The organism is Mesorhizobium sp. P2_E9 (assembly GCF_056403815.1).
In genome coordinates this window covers 1-15,842 of record NZ_JBFUET010000002.1, presented here as the reverse complement: position 1 = coordinate 15,842, position 15,842 = coordinate 1, and the positions used below count along the sequence as shown (strand labels likewise).

The window sequence follows — 15,842 nt, the reverse complement described above, 5'->3', positions numbered from 1 at the left end:
TTTGAAAATCAAAAAGCCGCCCGGGCAACCTGGCGGCTTTTTTGTTGGGGCGCTGAAGCCGCCAAGCTCCGAGAGATAACGATGGCGCTCAGTCCAGCCCGGCCAAGCCCTCTTCCTCAACCACCTCAGCCCCGCCAAGCCTGAATGGCGCAAACGATACGCGGTGCAGTCGTGCCACCGGGCCATGCGCCTCGATCGCCGTGCGGTGGCGGGCCGTGGCGTAGCCCATATGGACCTCGAAACCGTAGCGGTCGTGGTGGTTGCCGCAGCCGCACATCATGCGGTCGCGCATCACCTTGGCGACGATCGAGGCGGCAGCGATCGACTGCGAGCGCTGGTCGCCCTTGATCAGCGCGCGCCCGTCGCACGGCAGTCCCGGCGGCACGTCGCGTCCGTCGGCAAGCGCGAGCTTCGGCCGAACCGACAGTCCGACCAAAGCGCGGCGCATCGCCTCGAGGCTCGCCTTCAGGATGTTGCTGCCGTCTATGCCCTCGGCGCTGATCGAGGCCATCGAAACCGCCTGTGCGGAGCCCAGAATGCGCAGGAACAGCGCCTCGCGCTGCAAATGGCTGAGACGTTTGGAATCGTCGAGGCCTTCGGGGATGTTGGCGGGGTCGAGCACAACAGCTGCGGCGACCACCGGCCCGGCCAGCGGGCCGCGGCCAGCCTCGTCCATCCCAGCGACCGGCCACAGCCCGTCGGCCATCGCCTTCGTCTCGAAGGAGAAATCGGGTTTCTCGACGATTTCGAAGAGAAGCGGAGAATCGGAACGCGCGCGAGCCATGTTGCGGCGAGGTTCGCATCGGCTCCGATTCTCCGCAAGTCCCTCCGGGTCGGGTGGGGCGCCGGACCGGGAGGGCACCGTCTGCAGGCCGGGGCAGGCCGGACGGGATTTCTTGCCGTGGCAGGTCAAACCGCCACGGCGAATTTTCAGAGCAGCATCAGCTGTTCCTGGTCTTTTCCAGCCGCGACGAACTGGTCGGTGCGCAGCGTGCGCCGTTCGGCATTGAGGCCGAGCCGCTTGGCGGTGATCTCGAAGCGCCGGCCGATCTGCCAGGCGTAGGGTCCGGCGCCCTTCATGCGCTTGCCCCATTCCGAATCGTAATCCTTGCCGTCGCGCATCGAGCGGATCAGCGACATGACGTGGCGATAGCGGTCGGGATAGTGGCGCAGCAGCCAGTCCTTGAAGATCGGGCTGACCTCCAGAGGCAGGCGCAGCACGACATAACCCGCCTCGCGTGCGCCGGCCGCATGCGCCGAATCGAGGATCCGTTCCATTTCCTGGTCGGTGAGGCCGGGGATGATCGGCGCCACCATGACCGAAGCCGGGATGCCGGCATCCGAGAGCTGCCGGATCGCCTCCAGCCGCTTGGTCGGTGTCGACGCACGGGGCTCCATGGTGCGCGCCAGCATGCGGTCCATCGTCGTCACCGACAGCGCCACCTTGGCCAGCCCACGCTCGGCCATGCGCGACAATATGTCGATGTCGCGCGTCACCAGGGCGGACTTGGTGACGATGCCGACCGGATGGCCACGCGCTTCCAGCACTTCGAGGATCTCGCGCATGATCCGGTATTGTTTCTCGATCGGTTGGTAGGGATCGGTGTTGGTGCCGATGGCGATGGTGCGCGGCTGGTAGCCGTCCTTCGACAGCTCCTTGTCGAGCAGCCGCGCCGCATCCGGCTTGGCGAACAGCTTGGATTCGAAATCCAGGCCCGGCGACAGGCCCATGAAGGCGTGCGTCGGCCGCGCGAAGCAATAGACGCAGCCGTGTTCGCAGCCGCGATAGGGGTTGATCGACCGGTCGAAGGAGATGTCGGGCGATTCGTTGCGGGTGATGATGGTGCGCGGCTTTTCCACCTGCACCTCGGTCTTGAACGGCGGCAGCTCTTCCAGCGAACTCCAGCCGTCGTCGAAGACATGCCGGCTGACAGGTTCGAACCTGCCGGACGGATTGATGCCCGCCGACCGGCCGCGATTGCGGTCCGGACGGATGCGCATGCCACTCTGCTCGATCATCGCATTGGCCATCTCGGCGCGTCCTGCTCCGAAGGCTGCAATGTCGGCGCGCACGATCGGTTCCATCTTGGCCCGCTCCCAGGGACTGTCCATGTTGTGTCGAATCGCTCTGCTCATGAAATTATTCCTATTTTGCCGATGAGAACAAAGCAAGAACTTTTTATGCTGCGCCGCAAAAACTGGCGCTGTGCGCGGCTTTCCGCTATTCGGCTAAACATGCTCAGTGTTCTCATCGAAACACGCAATGACGAGGAGGCTCTCGCCCGTACGCTCGCCTCGCTGATTGGCGGCGCGGTGGAGGGCGTGGTGCGCGAGGTCGTCGTCTGTGATGCCGGTTCCACCGACCAGACGCATCATGTCGCCGAGCATGCCGGCTGCCACTATGTGGCAAGCGGCGGTATCGCCGCCGGCATAAGGCAGGCCAAGGGTGACTGGCTGCTGCTGCTGGAGCCGGGCGCGCGGCTGGTGGAAGGCTGGATTGAAGCGGTCGTCGTCCACACGGGCAGGCAAACCATGGCGGCGCGATTCTCTCGGGCGCGCGGCAGCCGCACGCCGTTCCTAGCTCGGGTCTTTTCAGGAAATCGTGCGCTCGCCGATGGGCTGGTGATCAGCAAACGGCAAGCCGCGTCCTTGTCGAAGAGCGCCGGCAGCGCCGAGGCGCTGGCGCGTGGCCTGGCGACAAAGAGGCTCGACGCCGAGATCTGGGTGGCGCCGCCGAAGCAGCAGCACCGCGCACCGAAGTGATTTTTTGCAACTGCTCTGTCCATTGTGCATTGCACAAAATCTGACGTGGGGTTAGCCTTCCTCTGAAGCGGGTGAATGGGTTTGGGTCATGCGAGTGGTGAACACCGATGCGGCATCGGGTGTCACGCTCATAGAAGAGGACCCGATGAACCTTTCAACCCCTGACAAATCCGGTGCTGCCAGTCTCGAGGCCATTGCGCGCAATGGCAGCCTGCTGCGGCGCATTGCCGTGCGCATTCCGACCTATCTCACGGACCTTCGCGAAAACCCTGCCTGGCTGCCGATGTTCATGCTGGCGCGCACCATGCCTGGGCGCCGCATGCACTGGCTCGGTGCAAAACGCGCCCGTTTGGCCGCCGATGCCGGGGATACGATGTTTACCGATGTCGAGCGGGCGGCGGTGGTCGATGCGCTGCGTTCCGACGGCCTGTTTTCAGGCCTGGTCCTGCCTTCGGAAATTCATCAGGAGATCGCGGATTTCGCGGGACGTACGCCTTGCTTCGGCAATTTCGACCGCCGTCTGGAGTTCATGCCGGGCGACCATGCGCAGGCCGAGAAACGCCTGGGCCGCTCGCTGCTCAGCGGGCATTATTTCGAGCGCATCCTCGACTGTCCGGCGGCACTCGCCATACAGCGCGATCCGCTGCTTCTCGACGTCGCCGCGCACTACCTCGGCGGCCAGGCGAAACTGATCACGACACGCGTCTGGTGGAGCTTTCCGACCGGCGAGGCCTCGGACGCCGACAAGAACCTCGCCTCGCTCGGCAAGTATCATTTCGACCTCGACGACTGGCGCATGCTGAAGTTCTTCTTCTACCTCAAGCCTGTCGACGCCGACACAGGTCCGCATGTCTATGTCAGGGGCAGCCATAACAGGCGCGCCATAAAGCATCAGCTCACCCTGCTGGTCGGTCATCCCGCCCAGGAGGTGCTGGACGTCTATGGCGAGCAGAGCCCGGTGACGCTGACTGGAGAGGCTGGCCTCGGCTTCGTCGAGGACCCGTTCGGGTTCCACATGGGCACCGTGCCGGCGCGCACGCCGCGGCTGATGATGGAAGTCGGCTTCGGTGTTTCGCGCCCCTCGCGCCGGCGCTTTCACGGCGAGCCGGTCATCCGCTGAGCGAGATCAGTCGAAACGCATCTCGACCGGCATCCAGCGAAGGCGGCGCCTGGCCTGGCGTTGCTCTCTGCTTTCCCTGTCGAAGTCGACAGGGATCGGTTCACGCTTGAACGCCCTTTGCTCATCCAGCGCGTTGATGGTGACGATTGCCCTCGCATCGTCCTCTCCGGCGATTACATCGTCTCCGGCGATTGCAGCGACATAGACGCCGCATTCCCCGCAGATCAGATAGTCGGCCGTCCTCAGCCCGAACCGGTATTTCCGCAATCGCTCGGCGTCCTTCACCAAAATGATCAGCCTGCCGTCCGGATCGGCGACGGCGCGCGAGCCGTGTTTGACACAGAACGCGCATTGGCAGGCACGGATTTCGATTTGCGAGGGATCGAACTCGGTTGAAAATCGAAGGCGTATGTTGCCGCAATGGCATCCGCCGGTATGCTCGGTCATCGCATCTTCCTTGTCGGGATCGGCTATTGCCCTTCCACGAGAAGGTACTTGCTCCGGCATCCGGTTTGGAATGGCGTTTGGAAGGCGCCGGTGCCGTTCCACCTGGCAAACGCGGCATGAAACCGGGGCTTTGCCTCGGCTCTTACGGATTCGACGTTCCGCGCCGCAGATGCTCGTCCAGGCGCGGCATGATCTCGACGAAATTGCAGGGCATATGGCGGTAATCGAGCTGCGCCTTGAGGATGCCGTCCCAGGCGTCCTTGCAGGCGCCGGGCGAGCCCGGCAGCACGAACACGAAGGTGGCGTTGACGACGCCGCCGGTCGCCCGGCTCTGGATCGTCGACGTGCCGATCTTGTCGTAGGAGATGCGGTGGAACACTTCCGAAAAGCCGTCCATGCGCTTTTCGAAGATCGGCTCCAGCGCCTCCGGCGTCACGTCACGCCCGGTGAAGCCGGTGCCGCCGGTGGTGATGACAACATCGATATCTTTGTCCCGCGACCACGCCAGCACCGTATCGCGGATCCTGTCGCGGTCATCGGTGACGATGTCGCGGGCGGCCAGGATGTGGCCGGCCTCGGTGATGCGGTCAGCCAGCGTCTGGCCGGATTTGTCATCGGCAAGGCTGCGCGTGTCGGATACGGTCAGCACCGCGATGCGCACCGGAATGAACGAACGGCTCTCGTCAAGTCTGGCCATTTCACTCAGCCTCCGATGACGTGCTGCGCGTCGCGGCGACGAACCAGTCGGGCTGGCGACCGCGGATCTCGGCTGCCGCGCGCTTGGCGACATTGCCAGTCTCGAACAGGCCGAAACATGTCGCGCCCGATCCGGACATGCGTGAAAATCCCGATCCGGCCTTATCAAGCCATGACAGCGCCCTGCCTATGGCCGGCTGCATCACAAGGGCTGCCGATTCGAGATCGTTGCGGGTGATCTCCAGCCAGTTGCGCAGGCTGTGAAAATCGATGCGGCGCGGCAGCGGCGGCAGGGGCTCATTGTCGCGACGGGAAAGTGCCGCGAACACTTCAGCCGTCGAGACCGGCGTTCCGGGATTGACCAGCACCAGTCCCAGCGCCGAAAAATCCGGCACCATCGACAATTCGTCACCAATACCGCGCGCCACCAGCGGCTTTGCCGCCAGGCACATCGGCACATCGGCGCCAAGCGAGAGACCGATCCGCGCCAGCCCGGCATCGTCCATGTCCAGGCCCCAGGTCTGCGCCAGTCCGCGCAGCACGGCCGCCGCATCGCTCGACCCGCCGCCGACGCCGGAGGCCACCGGCAGGTTTTTCTCGAGTTTTATGAAGACGGGCGGGGCTCGCTCAGGGCCGGCCTCCCTTCGCAAGGCATCGCGCGCCTTGAGCACCAGATTGCTGGCGTCTATGGGAACCGCCGGCGCATAACGGCCGGACACGGCAAACTCATCGTCGTCGGCGAGAGCGATCTCGACCCGGTCGCCAAAACGCGTGAACACCGCCAGGCTTTCGATCAGGTGATAGCCGTCAGGCCGCCGGCCGGTGACATGGAGCGCCAGATTGATCTTGGCATGCGCGTGCCAAGTCCGCGCACCGGCGTCGGTGTCCGCCGCAACTGATGTAAGCGAAATGATGCTCAGTCCTTGGCCAGCCGGTATTCGCCGGTCTTCGGATCCTTGACCAGCGTTCCCATCGCGCCGTTGGCCGCCTGCTTTTCGGTGCGCCGCACCTTGGCCGTCACGCGCTCGGCTTCGCGCACGAAGGTGCGGTAGCCGAAATAGGCGGCGACGCCAACGACGGTGAAGAAAATGATCTGCGGCATGCCAAAACTCCTCCCACGCTGGGCCGGCGAAGGCGGCCGGTAGGGTCGGTTAATGCATGTCGCCCAAAACTGTGTTCGGTTTTGGGAAAACGGCACGCATAGGACTACAACCACTCATGCTAGACGGTTTTGCCGGTTTTTCAAAGCCCGAAGCGAGCCCACAATGCGCGCTCTTCCGCCGCATCGATGACGCCGCTGGCGGCAGCCGCCGCGATATCGGGCGCTGAAAAGCCCTTGCTGGAACCGAACAGGCCGAAGCGGCCGAGGAAACCGCGTGGCGCCGAGACCAATCTCAGCTGGGTTTTCGCCCCGAACCGGGTCTTCAGCACCGTGCGCATATCGCCGAGCGCATCGACGAGGCCGAGCTCCAGACCCTTTTTGCCGGTCCAGAACAGGCCGGTGAACAGGTCCGGATCGTCCTTCAGCTTCGTGCCGCGCCGCTCCTTGACGAGATCGATGAAGGTGTCGTGCACCTCGAGTTGCAAAGCCTTCAGCCGCTCGACGTCCTCCTTCTTCTCGGGCTTGAACGGATCGAGCACAGCCTTGTTCTGGCCGGCGGTGTGGACACGGCGCTCGACCCCGATCTTCTTCATCAGTTCCGGGAAGCCGAACGAAGCCGAGACAACGCCAATGGAACCGACGATGGACGAAGGATCGGCGAAAATCTCGTCGCCGGCGACCGCGATCATGTAGCCGCCTGAGGCTGCGACGTCCTCGACGAAGACCAGCACCTTCTTGTTCTTTTCGATTGCCAGGTCGCGGATGCGCTTGAAGATCAGTCGCGACTGCACCGGCGAGCCGCCGGGCGAATTGATCGAGACGGCGACCGCCGGCGCGTCGAAGGAAAACGCCTTCTCGATCAGGCCGGCGGTGGAGGCCAGCGACAGATTCTGCCGGAACTGGCCGCCCGACATGATTGTGCCGTGCAGCCGGATGACCGGAATGACGACGACGGTGGAGCGCCAGGATTTCGGCAGCAGTCGGTTGAAAAGGCGTTTCACGAGGGCGCGGTCTCCGGTCGATGGGTTGCAGGCATGTAGGGATTTCCCGGCCAACGGCAATGCGGCGGCCAGGAATAGCTCAATCTCCAAACAGCGAGGCGAGACCGTTGGTGATCATTTCGCTGCGTTCATCAGGGCCATTGCCCGACCGCGCGTGAAGCATCAGAGGCGGGCGGATGGCGAGTTTTCCACGCGCCCCGAGTGCCGCCCGCACGATGATGCGGATCGCCGCAGCGTCAGGGCGAGGGTGGACGGCGAGCATCTCGGCATCTCCGAAACGGCCTGACATCGCGTCGAGAATGGCGGCGAGCTGTTCGGGCCGTGCGATGACGGCCAACCCGCCGCGGGGCCTGACCACCGCCGCTGCACTGCGGATCCAGCTTTCGAACAGCCCGTCCTCCATGACATGGGCTTCCTTTCTCAGGCGCTCCGGCGTGGCGCGGTCCCGGGCAGCGTTGAAGGGTGGGTTCATAATGACGTAGTCGAAGTCATTGTCGGCGAGACCGGCCGCAGCCCGGGCTTGGCCCGACACCGCGACATCGGCGACGAGCACCGAGGCACGATCGCTGAGATGGGCATTGCCGGGATGGGCAAGGGTAGCCGATGCGAAGGCCGCCATTTCCGGCGCACGTTCCACAAGCACGGCCTGGGCAGCCGGACAGCGCGACAGCACCGCCAGGCCGGCAGCGCCGGCTCCGGCGCCAAAATCGGCGAGGCGCCCGCCAAAGCCGGAAGGCACGGACGCCGCCAGCATCATCGCATCCATGCCGGCGCGATGGCCGCCATGCTTGGGCTGCACGAGCCAGAACCGGCCGCGATGGAAGGCATCGACCGTATGAGCCGGTGTGTCCGAGGCGAGGGCGGCTGGCGCGGCCGACATTATTTTGTGCGGATTTCGTTGGCGATGCCGGCATCCCTGAGGATACGCCGCGCGGCATCGGCCTGGTCAGCGTCGACCATGACGCGCTTCTGCAAAAGACCGATCGACCCTTCGAGAATGCTCATATTCTGATCGGCGACAAAGCAGGCGATGCCGGCGTCGCGCATCAGCGATTCGACAAAGGAGATGATCACGGCATCGTTGGTGCGGACAAGTTCTATCATCGTGTGAAACTCGCAGTTTGCGCTATTGATGTAAACGGGCGGGGATTCCGGGGCAGCGCCTCGCTCCCTCCGGCTCGGTTAACAGGCTGTCACCAACGCCGCGCCAATTCGCCACTTGCCGTGGCCGTGTCCGCCGCCCTAGAGTCCGTATCGGGACTAAGGGTGCCGTCGCACGCGTTATACCAAGACGGGAGTGATTGTCGTGGGTGTCGTTCTCAACATTGAAAACGGGAAGCGGGAACCCGCCTCCATCAAGGATCTCATCGATCTGACGGCGGCCGATATGGGTCGCGTCAACGAATTGATCCTGTCCAAGGCCGGCTCCGACGTCGAGATGATCCCGGAGGTCGCCAACCATCTGATCTCGTCCGGCGGCAAGCGGCTCAGGCCGATGCTGACGCTCGCCGCCGCGCAGATGTTCGGCTATGCCGGCGAAGGCCATGTCAAGCTCGCCACCTCCGTCGAGTTCATGCATACAGCGACGCTTCTCCACGACGATGTCGTCGACGAGAGCGGCATGCGCCGCGGCAAGAAGACCGCCCGCATGATCTGGGGTAACCAGGCAAGCGTGCTGGTCGGCGACTTCCTACTCGGTCAGGCCTTCCGCATGATGGTCGATGTCGGTTCGCTCGAAGCGCTCGACATCCTGTCCAGCGCCGCTTCGATCATCGCCGAGGGCGAGGTCATGCAGCTTGCCGCCGCCAAGAACCTCGAAACCACCGAGGACGAGCACTTCGCCGTCATCAAGGCCAAGACCGCCGCGCTGTTTTCTGCTGCCGCTGAAGTCGGCCCGGTCATCGCCCAGGCGACCCGCAATGACCGCGCGGCGCTGCGCTCCTACGGCATGAATCTCGGCCTTGCCTTCCAGCTCATCGACGATGCGCTGGATTATGGCGGTACCAGCAAGGACCTCGGCAAGAATGTCGGCGACGATTTCCGCGAGGGCAAGGTGACCTTGCCTGTCATCCTCGCCTACAGGCGCGGCACCAAGGCCGAGCGCACCTTCTGGAAGCGCGCCATCGAGGACAATGTCGTCGATGATGCGGGCTTGGAAAAGGCGATCGGCCTGATGACCCGCCACGGCGCCATCGCCGACACGATCGGCCGCGCCCGCCATTTCGGCGAGATCGCCCGCGACGCACTGGCGCCGCTGGAAGAGACGCCGCAGAAATCGGCGCTGATCGACGTCATCGATTTCTGCATCAGCCGGGTGAACTGACCCGGGGGGAGCGCCAGCTATTTGGCTTTTGCCGGCAGGGCCATTGCGGCCAGCAGGCTGATCAGGATGCCTGCCGCCGCGAGCCAGAAGGCAAGCCCTATGCCGTCGGAGATCGCGCTCTTCAGCGCATCGCCCGTTAGTGCCGCAATATGGCTGTTGGCGACCGCGATCAATGTCGCCATGCCGATGGCGTTACCGATGTTGAGCGTTGTGCAGGCCATGCCAGAGGCAACGCCCTGTTCGTCATGCGCGACGCCCGAAGCGGCCGCGATCCACATCGCGGTCCAGACGATGCCTTGCCCGACACCGGAGATGATCAGGCCGGGAACGATTGCGGCGTAGCTGCTCTCGGCCGACGCGCCAAGGACCATCAAGCCTGTGCCGATTGCCCCGATGATCATGCCGCCAACCAGGGTCGAGCGTGTCGAAAAACGTGTCGCCAGCCGTTCGCCGAGCTGAGTGCCGGAGGCGATGGCGATCGACGGCACCAGGAAGGCGAGGCCGGTCTCCAGCGCGGTGAAGCCATGCACGGTCTGCAGCAGGACGGTCAGGAAATATGGCAGGGCTCCAAATGTCCCCATGTAGAGGAAGGTGATCGTCATGCCGGCGACCAGGCTGCGGTTGCGGAACAGACGCAGCGGCATCAGCGGGTCGGCGCTCCTTGCCTCGATCACGGTGAAGACGATCAGGAAGAATGCCGCCAGCAAGGCGGTGGCGAGGATTGTTGATGATGTCCAGCCATAGTCCGGTCCCTGAACCAGCGTGAAGACCAGCAGCGTGGCGCCCGCTGTGACAGTGAGCGCGCCGGGCAGGTCGAAATTGCGCTGCTCGTGCCGCTTCGGATCGCGTGGGATGATGGCAAAGGCGGCAACGATGGCGACACCGGCCAGCGCTACATTGACATAGAAGACGGACGGCCAGCCGAAAGCGCTGGTCAAAAACCCGCCCGCCAGCGAGCCGAGGGTCAGGCCGCTTGCCCCGGCGCCGCCCCAGACCGCGAGTGCCCGGTTGCGCTCCGGCCCCTCCGCGAACAGGCGATTGATCAGCGACAGTGTCGCCGGAAACAGGAAGGCAGCACCAATGCCTTGCACGGCGCGCGCGGCGATGATGATCCCGGGCGACCAGGCGAGGCCACCAAGCAGCGATGAAAGCGCATAAAGCCAGAGCGCGAAGATGAAGATGCGGCGCTGGCCGACGAGGTCGGCGGCGCGGCCGCCAAACAGCAGGAAGCCGCCGGTGAAGACCGTGTAGGCGCTCACCACCCATTGCAATGTCTGGCCGGAAAAACCGAGACCGGAGCCGATCTCCGGCAGCGCCACGAACACGATGTTGAGGTCGAGCGCGATGATGAGTTGGGCGAAGGCCAGCAGCGCCAGCGTGGCGCCGCGTTTGCTGCCAGCCTCCGCTTGAGTTGGCGCGACATCCAGCGGCGCGCCTTGATCCAGTGAACTCATGTCAGTCTCCGATTGATTCTTTATCGATTGACAAAGAATTAGAATTTGCAATCCGGAGTCAAGTGGATTATTTGTTGATCGATAAAAAATGGAGTTCGCGATGGCGGGCAGGCCAAGGGAGTTCGACCGCGATCAGGCGCTGGAGAAGGCACAGGATGCCTTCTGGACGCGCGGTTACGAAGGCACCTCGATGGCCGATCTCGTCTCGGTGCTCGGCATCGCCTCGGCGCGCATCTATGCGGCCTTTGGTTCGAAGGAAGATCTGTTTCGGGAAGCGGTCGGGCTCTATGAGGCCAATGAAGGCGGATTCGCCACGCGAGCCCTGGCGGAAGAGCCGACCGCCCGGCGCGCCATGGAGCGAATGCTGCGCGAGGCCGTCGAAACTTATACCAAGCCGGGACGGCCGCAGGGCTGTATGGTCGTATCGGCCGCCACCAACTGCGCCGTCGAAAATGACCGCGTCCAGGAATGGCTGGCACAGCACCGCCGGGCGCGCACAGTATCGATCGTCGAGCGGCTGAACGAGGCTGTTCGGGACGGCGAACTGAAGCCGGACACGGATGCCGTGGCGCTGGGCGACTATTACGCCACGCTCATGCACGGACTTTCCGTGCAGGCACGTGACGGCGTGTCAACCAGGCGCCTGCACGATCTCATCACGGTCGCCATGCAGATGCTGGATGCAAGGCTGGCGGGGCGCCCCTGAATTTCGGCACCGTTCGCCAGCCAGTTGTGAGAATACCGGTCTCGCCGTCTCGACAAGCAGCCCTGCCGCAAATTATCTATAAAACATGGCAAAGGGCACGGACGACACCATCGCGGTGCGCATCAGCAAGGTGCTGGCGGACCGCATCATCTCGGGCGCGATCGAGCCTGGCGCCCGGCTGCGCCAGGATCATGTCGCAGAGGAATTCCACACCAGCCATGTTCCGGCGCGCGAGGCCTTCCGCCGCCTCGAGGCGCAAGGCCTGGCCGTCAGCGAGCCCCGCCGCGGCGTGCGCGTCGCGGCCTTCGATCTCGGCGAGGTCAAGGAAGTCGCCGAGATGCGGGCCGCCCTTGAAGTGCTGGCGCTGCGCCACGCCGCGCCGCATCTGACGTCAGCCATTCTCGATCTCGCCGAGGAAGCGACCAAGGCCGGCGACAAATCCCGTGACGTCAGATCCTGGGAGGAAGCCAACCGTGTCTTTCATCGGCTGATCCTGGCGCCATGCGCCATGCCGCGCCTGCTCGCCACCATCGACGATCTGCATGCCGCCAGCGCCCGCTTCCTTTTCGCCGCATGGCGCTTGGAGTGGGAGACACGCACCGACCAGGACCATCGTGCGATCCTGACCGCCTTGCGGCAGGGAAACACCGAATCGGCCGCTGCGACGCTGGGGCGGCATGTCCAGTGGATTGGCCGCAAGCCGGTCAAGACGGCGTCTGGCGCGACGCGCGAAGCCTTCGCGATCGTGGGCTGATGCATATCGCCCAAAAGTGGGCCCCCCCCCCAGTTTTGGGAACACGACACGCATAAAACAGTGATCTGAAGCGCGTCGCGACGCAGCTCAGACGGTCTTTGTCGTGGGAAGGCTTGCTATCTCAGCGAAAATGTGGATTCGATAATAGATCGAAAACGGAAATTATCTATAATTTCAAATCAGTCGAAGGAAACCTCATGACAGACATCGCGTTCACATCCAGCAAGCCGTCCTTCAGCCCGCTCCGGCTCCAGGATCGCTCGCTCGCCTGGCAGGTTGGAGCCGTCGTGCTCGGCACGCTGTTCCTAGCGCTGTCGTCCTACATCGAAGTGCCGATGGTGCCTGTCCCCGTGACTATGCAGACCTTCGCCGTGACGTTGATTGGCGCGCTTTATGGCTGGCGGCTTGGCGCGGTCACCATCGCGGCGTGGCTTGTCGAGGGTGCTGCCGGCTTTCCGGTGCTGGCTGGCGGCGCTGCCGGCGTAGCGCATTTCGTCGGCCCAACCGGCGGCTATCTCTTCGCCTTCCCGGTCACCGGCGCGCTGGTTGGCTGGCTGGCCGAACGCGGCTGGAACGGCAACAGGGTGCTGCTTGCCTTCGCCGCCATGCTGCTCGGCAATCTTGCCTGTCTGGTGCTCGGCACGGCATGGCTCGCCGTCATGATCGGCACTGAGAAGGCCATCACCTTCGGCTTCCTGCCGTTCATCGTCGGCGGATTGCTGAAGTCGGCGCTTGGTGCGGCGACATTGATGGCGCTTCGCGGCGGCAAGGCGAAGCCGGCCAATCCGTGACGATAAGGCTGCGCGCCCATCACCTCCTTTGCCTGCTCACCTATGTGGGCAAGGGATACAGCCCCGCCTTCACCGCCAACTATGACGGGATCGCGGAGCGCCTGAGTCGGGGCGAGGACATCCTCCTCGTCACCGGCCCGGATAATGTCTGCGCGCCGTTGCTCGACGAGCCGGAACCGCATTGCCTCAACGAGAGCGTCATAGAACGGGACCGGCTTGCCGCACGCGATGTCGGGGATCTGCTGGCTCGGTCGATCCAGGCCGGCGTCCGCCTCGATCTCGATGCGGCAATCCTGGCGCGGATGCGGCTGGCGTTTTCCGTTCGTGGCGTACGCAAGGCTTGCGACGGCTGCGAATGGAACGAACTGTGCAGCGCGATAGCGGCCGGCGGCTTTCCCGATACGAAAATACAGCGATCCGTCGTGCCCGGCTGACCTTGACGCCGGCTTTTCCTCAGTCGAAAATCCCCTCCAGCCATGGTTTGTTAATCGGCTGACCCGATTGTGAATTTCAGGCGGATTGAAGCGCGACCCCAAAAAGGCCATGCTTTGCCCGGAAAGATCGAGTCTACGTCGATCCCGCTGACGCGGAGATGGCGCCTGGCTGAAAGGGATACGATGCAGCAAGGACGTGCGCGCTGGCTGACAAGGCTGGCAATTGTGACGGGCATGGCGATTTCGGCTCTGCCGGCCTATGCCAAGCAATCCACCGAACCGGTCAAGATCTCATCGTTCTCGGGCGCCTATCTGGCTGCCCGGATCGCGGAAGGCGACAATGACCTCGACAGCGCCATCGCTTACTATAAGCAGGCTTTGGCCTTTAATCCGAGCGACACCGCCCTGCAGCAGAGCCTGATGCTGTCGCTGATCGCGCAAGGCCGCTTCGATGAATCCCTCGTCTATGCCGACAAGCTCAAGGAAGTGCCCGATGTCGAGCGCTTCTCGCGCCTGGCGCTGGCGGTCGATTCCTTTCACAAGAAGGATTTCACCAAGGCGCAATACTGGCTCAAACTGTCGCTGGAATCCGATCTCGACCGGCTGATCTCCGGCGTCATGTCCGGCTGGGCCGAACAGGGTTCCGGCCAGGCCAGCGATGCGATGGCTTCGATCGACAAGCTGCAGGGGCCGGACTGGTTCGGCCTGTTCAAATCCTTCCACCGCGCGCTGATTGCGGATGCGTCGAACATGCCCGAAAAGGCCGAGGCGATCTACGCCGCGACGATGCAGGACACCACTGCCGGCGGTGCGGCGCCTGAGACATGGATGCGCAACGCGCAGGCCTATGCCTCGTTCCTGGCCCGCAAGGGCGACAAGGCCAAGGCGGTCTCGGTGCTCGACCAGGCCGAGGCGTTTTCGCCGGGCAAGCTGGAAATCGTCGCTTTGCGCGACAGGATCGCCAAGGGCGACAAGATCGCGCCCTTCGTTTCCGGCCCGGCCGACGGTGCTTCCGAAATCCTGCTCGATCTCGCCACCGCGCTCAACCGTGGCGGCGGCGAGCCGTTCGTTCGCCTTTACCTGCAATATGCGCTCGCCCTGCGGCCTGACAGCGACGCGGCTCTGGTGCAGCTCGCCGCCGTCGCCGAACAGCTGAAGGACGGCGAGGGCGCCATCGCGCTCTATCGGCGGATCCCTGATTCTTCGCCGCTGAAGGAGCTTTCGGACCTGCAGCTTGGCCTCAACCTTGCCGATCTCGACCGCCACGACGAGGCGATCACCCATCTGAAGGCCTTCGTCGAGGCCCATCCGGACGACATGCGTGCCTATCTGGCGCTCGGCGGGGTCTATTCCTCGAAGGATGATTTCCGCTCGGCCGCCAATCTCTACGACAAGGCCGTCGAGGTGCTGAAGACGCCGACCGCGGCCAACTGGAACATCTTCTACCAGCGCGGCATCGCCTATGAGCGGCTGAAGGAATGGCCGAAGGCCGAGCCGAATTTCCGCAGGGCGCTGGAGCTGCAGCCCGACCAGCCGCAAGTGCTGAACTATCTCGGCTATTCCTGGGTCGACATGAACACGAACCTGAAGGAAGGCCTGGCGATGATCCAGAAGGCCGTCGATCTCAGGCCGAGCGACGGTTACATCGTCGATTCACTGGGTTGGGCCTATTTCCGCCTTGGCAGGTTCGATGACGCGGTGCGCGAGATGGAACGCGCCGTCTCGCTCAAGCCGGAAGATCCGGTTCTCAACGACCATCTCGGCGACGCCTATTGGCGCGTCGGCCGCAAGCTGGAAGCCACCTTCCAGTGGAACCAGGCCCGCGACCTGAAGCCGGATCCCGATGTGCTGGCCACCTTGCAGCAGAAGCTGATGAAGGGCCTGCCGCCGATCGAGTCCAACACGGCGCAGGAAACTCCCAAGGTCAAGCCCGAGCCGGTGCCTGCTCCGAAGGGCTGAAGTCGGCTTTTTGAAATGCGAACGGGGCTCTTTGGGAGCCCCGTCAGACTGCTGACAAACCCCTGGCATTTGCCGGGGGTTTTTGATTCACTGGGCCATGTTGAAGCGACCCGCCCCTGAACAGACCGCGCTCGAGATGGTAACGCTGGATCAGTTGGTTCCGGCTGATCACCTGTTGCGCAAGATCGACCGTTTGATCGATTTCTCCTTCATCCACGATCTGACCGCGCCGCTGTATTGCCCCGACAATGGCCGCCCGCCGCTCGACCCGACCTTGATGTTCAAGGCTCTG

General features: G+C 63.8%; 19 protein-coding genes. 9 read left to right on the top strand and 10 right to left on the bottom strand.

Annotation, left to right across the window (positions count from 1 at the left end):
* Positions 1-88 precede the first annotated feature (88 nt).
* Both AC1D05_RS03360 and AC1D05_RS03355 read right to left on the bottom strand, forming a co-directional pair.
* Positions 89-784, bottom strand: coding sequence for a ribonuclease HII (locus AC1D05_RS03360; RefSeq protein WP_477438182.1), 696 nt, complete (start codon positions 782-784; stop codon positions 89-91).
* A gap of 146 nt (positions 785-930) precedes the next feature.
* Positions 931-2,085: a PA0069 family radical SAM protein gene (locus tag AC1D05_RS03355; protein WP_477439093.1), complete on the bottom strand. Its 1,155-nt coding sequence runs from the start codon at positions 2,083-2,085 to the stop codon at positions 931-933.
* Positions 2,086-2,235: 150 nt separating this feature from the next.
* Between AC1D05_RS03355 and AC1D05_RS03350 the strand changes: the two genes are divergently transcribed.
* Together AC1D05_RS03350 and AC1D05_RS03345 are read left to right on the top strand one after the other, a co-directional pair.
* Positions 2,236-2,763, top strand: coding sequence for a glycosyltransferase (locus tag AC1D05_RS03350; protein WP_477438180.1), 528 nt, complete (start codon positions 2,236-2,238; stop codon positions 2,761-2,763).
* 145 nt (positions 2,764-2,908) lie between these two features.
* The gene (locus AC1D05_RS03345) at positions 2,909-3,883 is read left to right on the top strand and encodes a hypothetical protein (RefSeq protein ID WP_477438178.1); all 975 of its coding nucleotides are present in this window, start codon (positions 2,909-2,911) and stop codon (positions 3,881-3,883) included.
* Between the two features lie 6 nt (positions 3,884-3,889).
* Here the strand turns inward: AC1D05_RS03345 and AC1D05_RS03340 are convergent, their stop codons facing one another.
* From AC1D05_RS03340 to AC1D05_RS03310, 7 genes are all read right to left on the bottom strand, one after another.
* On the bottom strand, positions 3,890-4,330 hold the full coding sequence (locus AC1D05_RS03340; protein WP_477438177.1) for a GFA family protein: 441 nt from the start codon (positions 4,328-4,330) through the stop codon (positions 3,890-3,892).
* A gap of 142 nt (positions 4,331-4,472) precedes the next feature.
* Positions 4,473-5,027, bottom strand: a complete 555-nt coding sequence (gene moaB / locus AC1D05_RS03335; protein ID WP_477438175.1) for a molybdenum cofactor biosynthesis protein B — start codon at positions 5,025-5,027, stop codon at positions 4,473-4,475.
* 1 nt (position 5,028) lies between these two features.
* On the bottom strand, positions 5,029-5,937 hold the full coding sequence (locus AC1D05_RS03330; protein ID WP_477439091.1) for a 4-(cytidine 5'-diphospho)-2-C-methyl-D-erythritol kinase: 909 nt from the start codon (positions 5,935-5,937) through the stop codon (positions 5,029-5,031).
* Between the two features lie 5 nt (positions 5,938-5,942).
* Positions 5,943-6,128 carry a membrane protein gene (locus AC1D05_RS03325; protein ID WP_013896713.1) on the bottom strand — a complete coding sequence of 62 codons (186 nt, stop codon included), beginning with the start codon at positions 6,126-6,128 and terminating at the stop codon, positions 5,943-5,945.
* A gap of 140 nt (positions 6,129-6,268) precedes the next feature.
* A complete protein-coding gene (locus tag AC1D05_RS03320; protein WP_477438173.1) occupies positions 6,269-7,129 on the bottom strand; it encodes a S49 family peptidase in 861 nt (286 codons plus the stop codon).
* 79 nt (positions 7,130-7,208) lie between these two features.
* Entirely contained in the window at positions 7,209-8,009 is an 801-nt protein-coding gene (locus AC1D05_RS03315) for a tRNA1(Val) (adenine(37)-N6)-methyltransferase (protein ID WP_477438171.1), read from the bottom strand.
* Positions 8,009-8,233 carry a putative signal transducing protein gene (locus AC1D05_RS03310; protein WP_027041409.1) on the bottom strand — a complete coding sequence of 75 codons (225 nt, stop codon included), beginning with the start codon at positions 8,231-8,233 and terminating at the stop codon, positions 8,009-8,011. Before AC1D05_RS03310 ends, AC1D05_RS03315 begins: the two co-directional genes overlap by 1 nt.
* 202 nt (positions 8,234-8,435) lie before the next feature.
* Between AC1D05_RS03310 and AC1D05_RS03305 the strand changes: the two genes are divergently transcribed.
* Positions 8,436-9,452 (top strand): polyprenyl synthetase family protein, encoded by a 1,017-nt coding sequence (locus AC1D05_RS03305; protein ID WP_019856937.1) that lies wholly within the window; start codon positions 8,436-8,438, stop codon positions 9,450-9,452.
* A 17-nt stretch (positions 9,453-9,469) separates the two neighbouring features.
* On the opposite strand, the gene AC1D05_RS03300 is transcribed toward AC1D05_RS03305, so the two are convergent.
* Entirely contained in the window at positions 9,470-10,906 is a 1,437-nt protein-coding gene (locus tag AC1D05_RS03300; protein WP_477438169.1) for an MFS transporter, read from the bottom strand.
* Positions 10,907-11,006: 100 nt separating this feature from the next.
* Between AC1D05_RS03300 and AC1D05_RS03295 the strand changes: the two genes are divergently transcribed.
* The 6 genes from AC1D05_RS03295 to AC1D05_RS03270 all read left to right on the top strand — a co-directional run.
* A complete protein-coding gene (locus AC1D05_RS03295; RefSeq protein ID WP_477438167.1) occupies positions 11,007-11,612 on the top strand; it encodes a TetR/AcrR family transcriptional regulator in 606 nt (201 codons plus the stop codon).
* 85 nt (positions 11,613-11,697) lie between these two features.
* Positions 11,698-12,366 (top strand): GntR family transcriptional regulator, encoded by a 669-nt coding sequence (locus tag AC1D05_RS03290; RefSeq protein WP_477438165.1) that lies wholly within the window; start codon positions 11,698-11,700, stop codon positions 12,364-12,366.
* Between the two features lie 197 nt (positions 12,367-12,563).
* Positions 12,564-13,157: a biotin transporter BioY gene (locus AC1D05_RS03285; protein WP_258584980.1), complete on the top strand. Its 594-nt coding sequence runs from the start codon at positions 12,564-12,566 to the stop codon at positions 13,155-13,157.
* On the top strand, positions 13,154-13,591 hold the full coding sequence (locus tag AC1D05_RS03280; RefSeq protein ID WP_477438163.1) for a DUF1284 domain-containing protein: 438 nt from the start codon (positions 13,154-13,156) through the stop codon (positions 13,589-13,591). Before AC1D05_RS03285 ends, AC1D05_RS03280 begins: the two co-directional genes overlap by 4 nt.
* A 183-nt stretch (positions 13,592-13,774) precedes the next feature.
* Positions 13,775-15,550, top strand: a complete 1,776-nt coding sequence (locus tag AC1D05_RS03275) for a tetratricopeptide repeat protein (protein ID WP_477438161.1) — start codon at positions 13,775-13,777, stop codon at positions 15,548-15,550.
* Between the two features lie 97 nt (positions 15,551-15,647).
* Positions 15,648-15,842 (top strand): transposase (locus tag AC1D05_RS03270; RefSeq protein ID WP_477438159.1); only part of this gene is annotated, 195 nt, incomplete at its 3' end.

Coding starts and splice junctions, on each gene's coding strand:
- AC1D05_RS03360 (WP_477438182.1), bottom strand. CDS start 784: ATGGCTCGCGCGCGTTCCGATTCTCCGCTTCTCTTCGAAATCGTCGAG.
- AC1D05_RS03355 (WP_477439093.1), bottom strand. CDS start 2,085: ATGGAACCGATCGTGCGCGCCGACATTGCAGCCTTCGGAGCAGGACGC.
- AC1D05_RS03350 (WP_477438180.1), top strand. CDS start 2,236: ATGCTCAGTGTTCTCATCGAAACACGCAATGACGAGGAGGCTCTCGCC.
- AC1D05_RS03345 (WP_477438178.1), top strand. CDS start 2,909: ATGAACCTTTCAACCCCTGACAAATCCGGTGCTGCCAGTCTCGAGGCC.
- AC1D05_RS03340 (WP_477438177.1), bottom strand. CDS start 4,330: ATGACCGAGCATACCGGCGGATGCCATTGCGGCAACATACGCCTTCGA.
- moaB (WP_477438175.1), bottom strand. CDS start 5,027: ATGGCCAGACTTGACGAGAGCCGTTCGTTCATTCCGGTGCGCATCGCG.
- AC1D05_RS03325 (WP_013896713.1), bottom strand. CDS start 6,128: ATGCCGCAGATCATTTTCTTCACCGTCGTTGGCGTCGCCGCCTATTTC.
- AC1D05_RS03315 (WP_477438171.1), bottom strand. CDS start 8,009: ATGTCGGCCGCGCCAGCCGCCCTCGCCTCGGACACACCGGCTCATACG.
- AC1D05_RS03310 (WP_027041409.1), bottom strand. CDS start 8,233: ATGATAGAACTTGTCCGCACCAACGATGCCGTGATCATCTCCTTTGTC.
- AC1D05_RS03300 (WP_477438169.1), bottom strand. CDS start 10,906: ATGAGTTCACTGGATCAAGGCGCGCCGCTGGATGTCGCGCCAACTCAA.
- AC1D05_RS03295 (WP_477438167.1), top strand. CDS start 11,007: ATGGCGGGCAGGCCAAGGGAGTTCGACCGCGATCAGGCGCTGGAGAAG.
- AC1D05_RS03290 (WP_477438165.1), top strand. CDS start 11,698: ATGGCAAAGGGCACGGACGACACCATCGCGGTGCGCATCAGCAAGGTG.
- AC1D05_RS03285 (WP_258584980.1), top strand. CDS start 12,564: ATGACAGACATCGCGTTCACATCCAGCAAGCCGTCCTTCAGCCCGCTC.
- AC1D05_RS03275 (WP_477438161.1), top strand. CDS start 13,775: ATGCAGCAAGGACGTGCGCGCTGGCTGACAAGGCTGGCAATTGTGACG.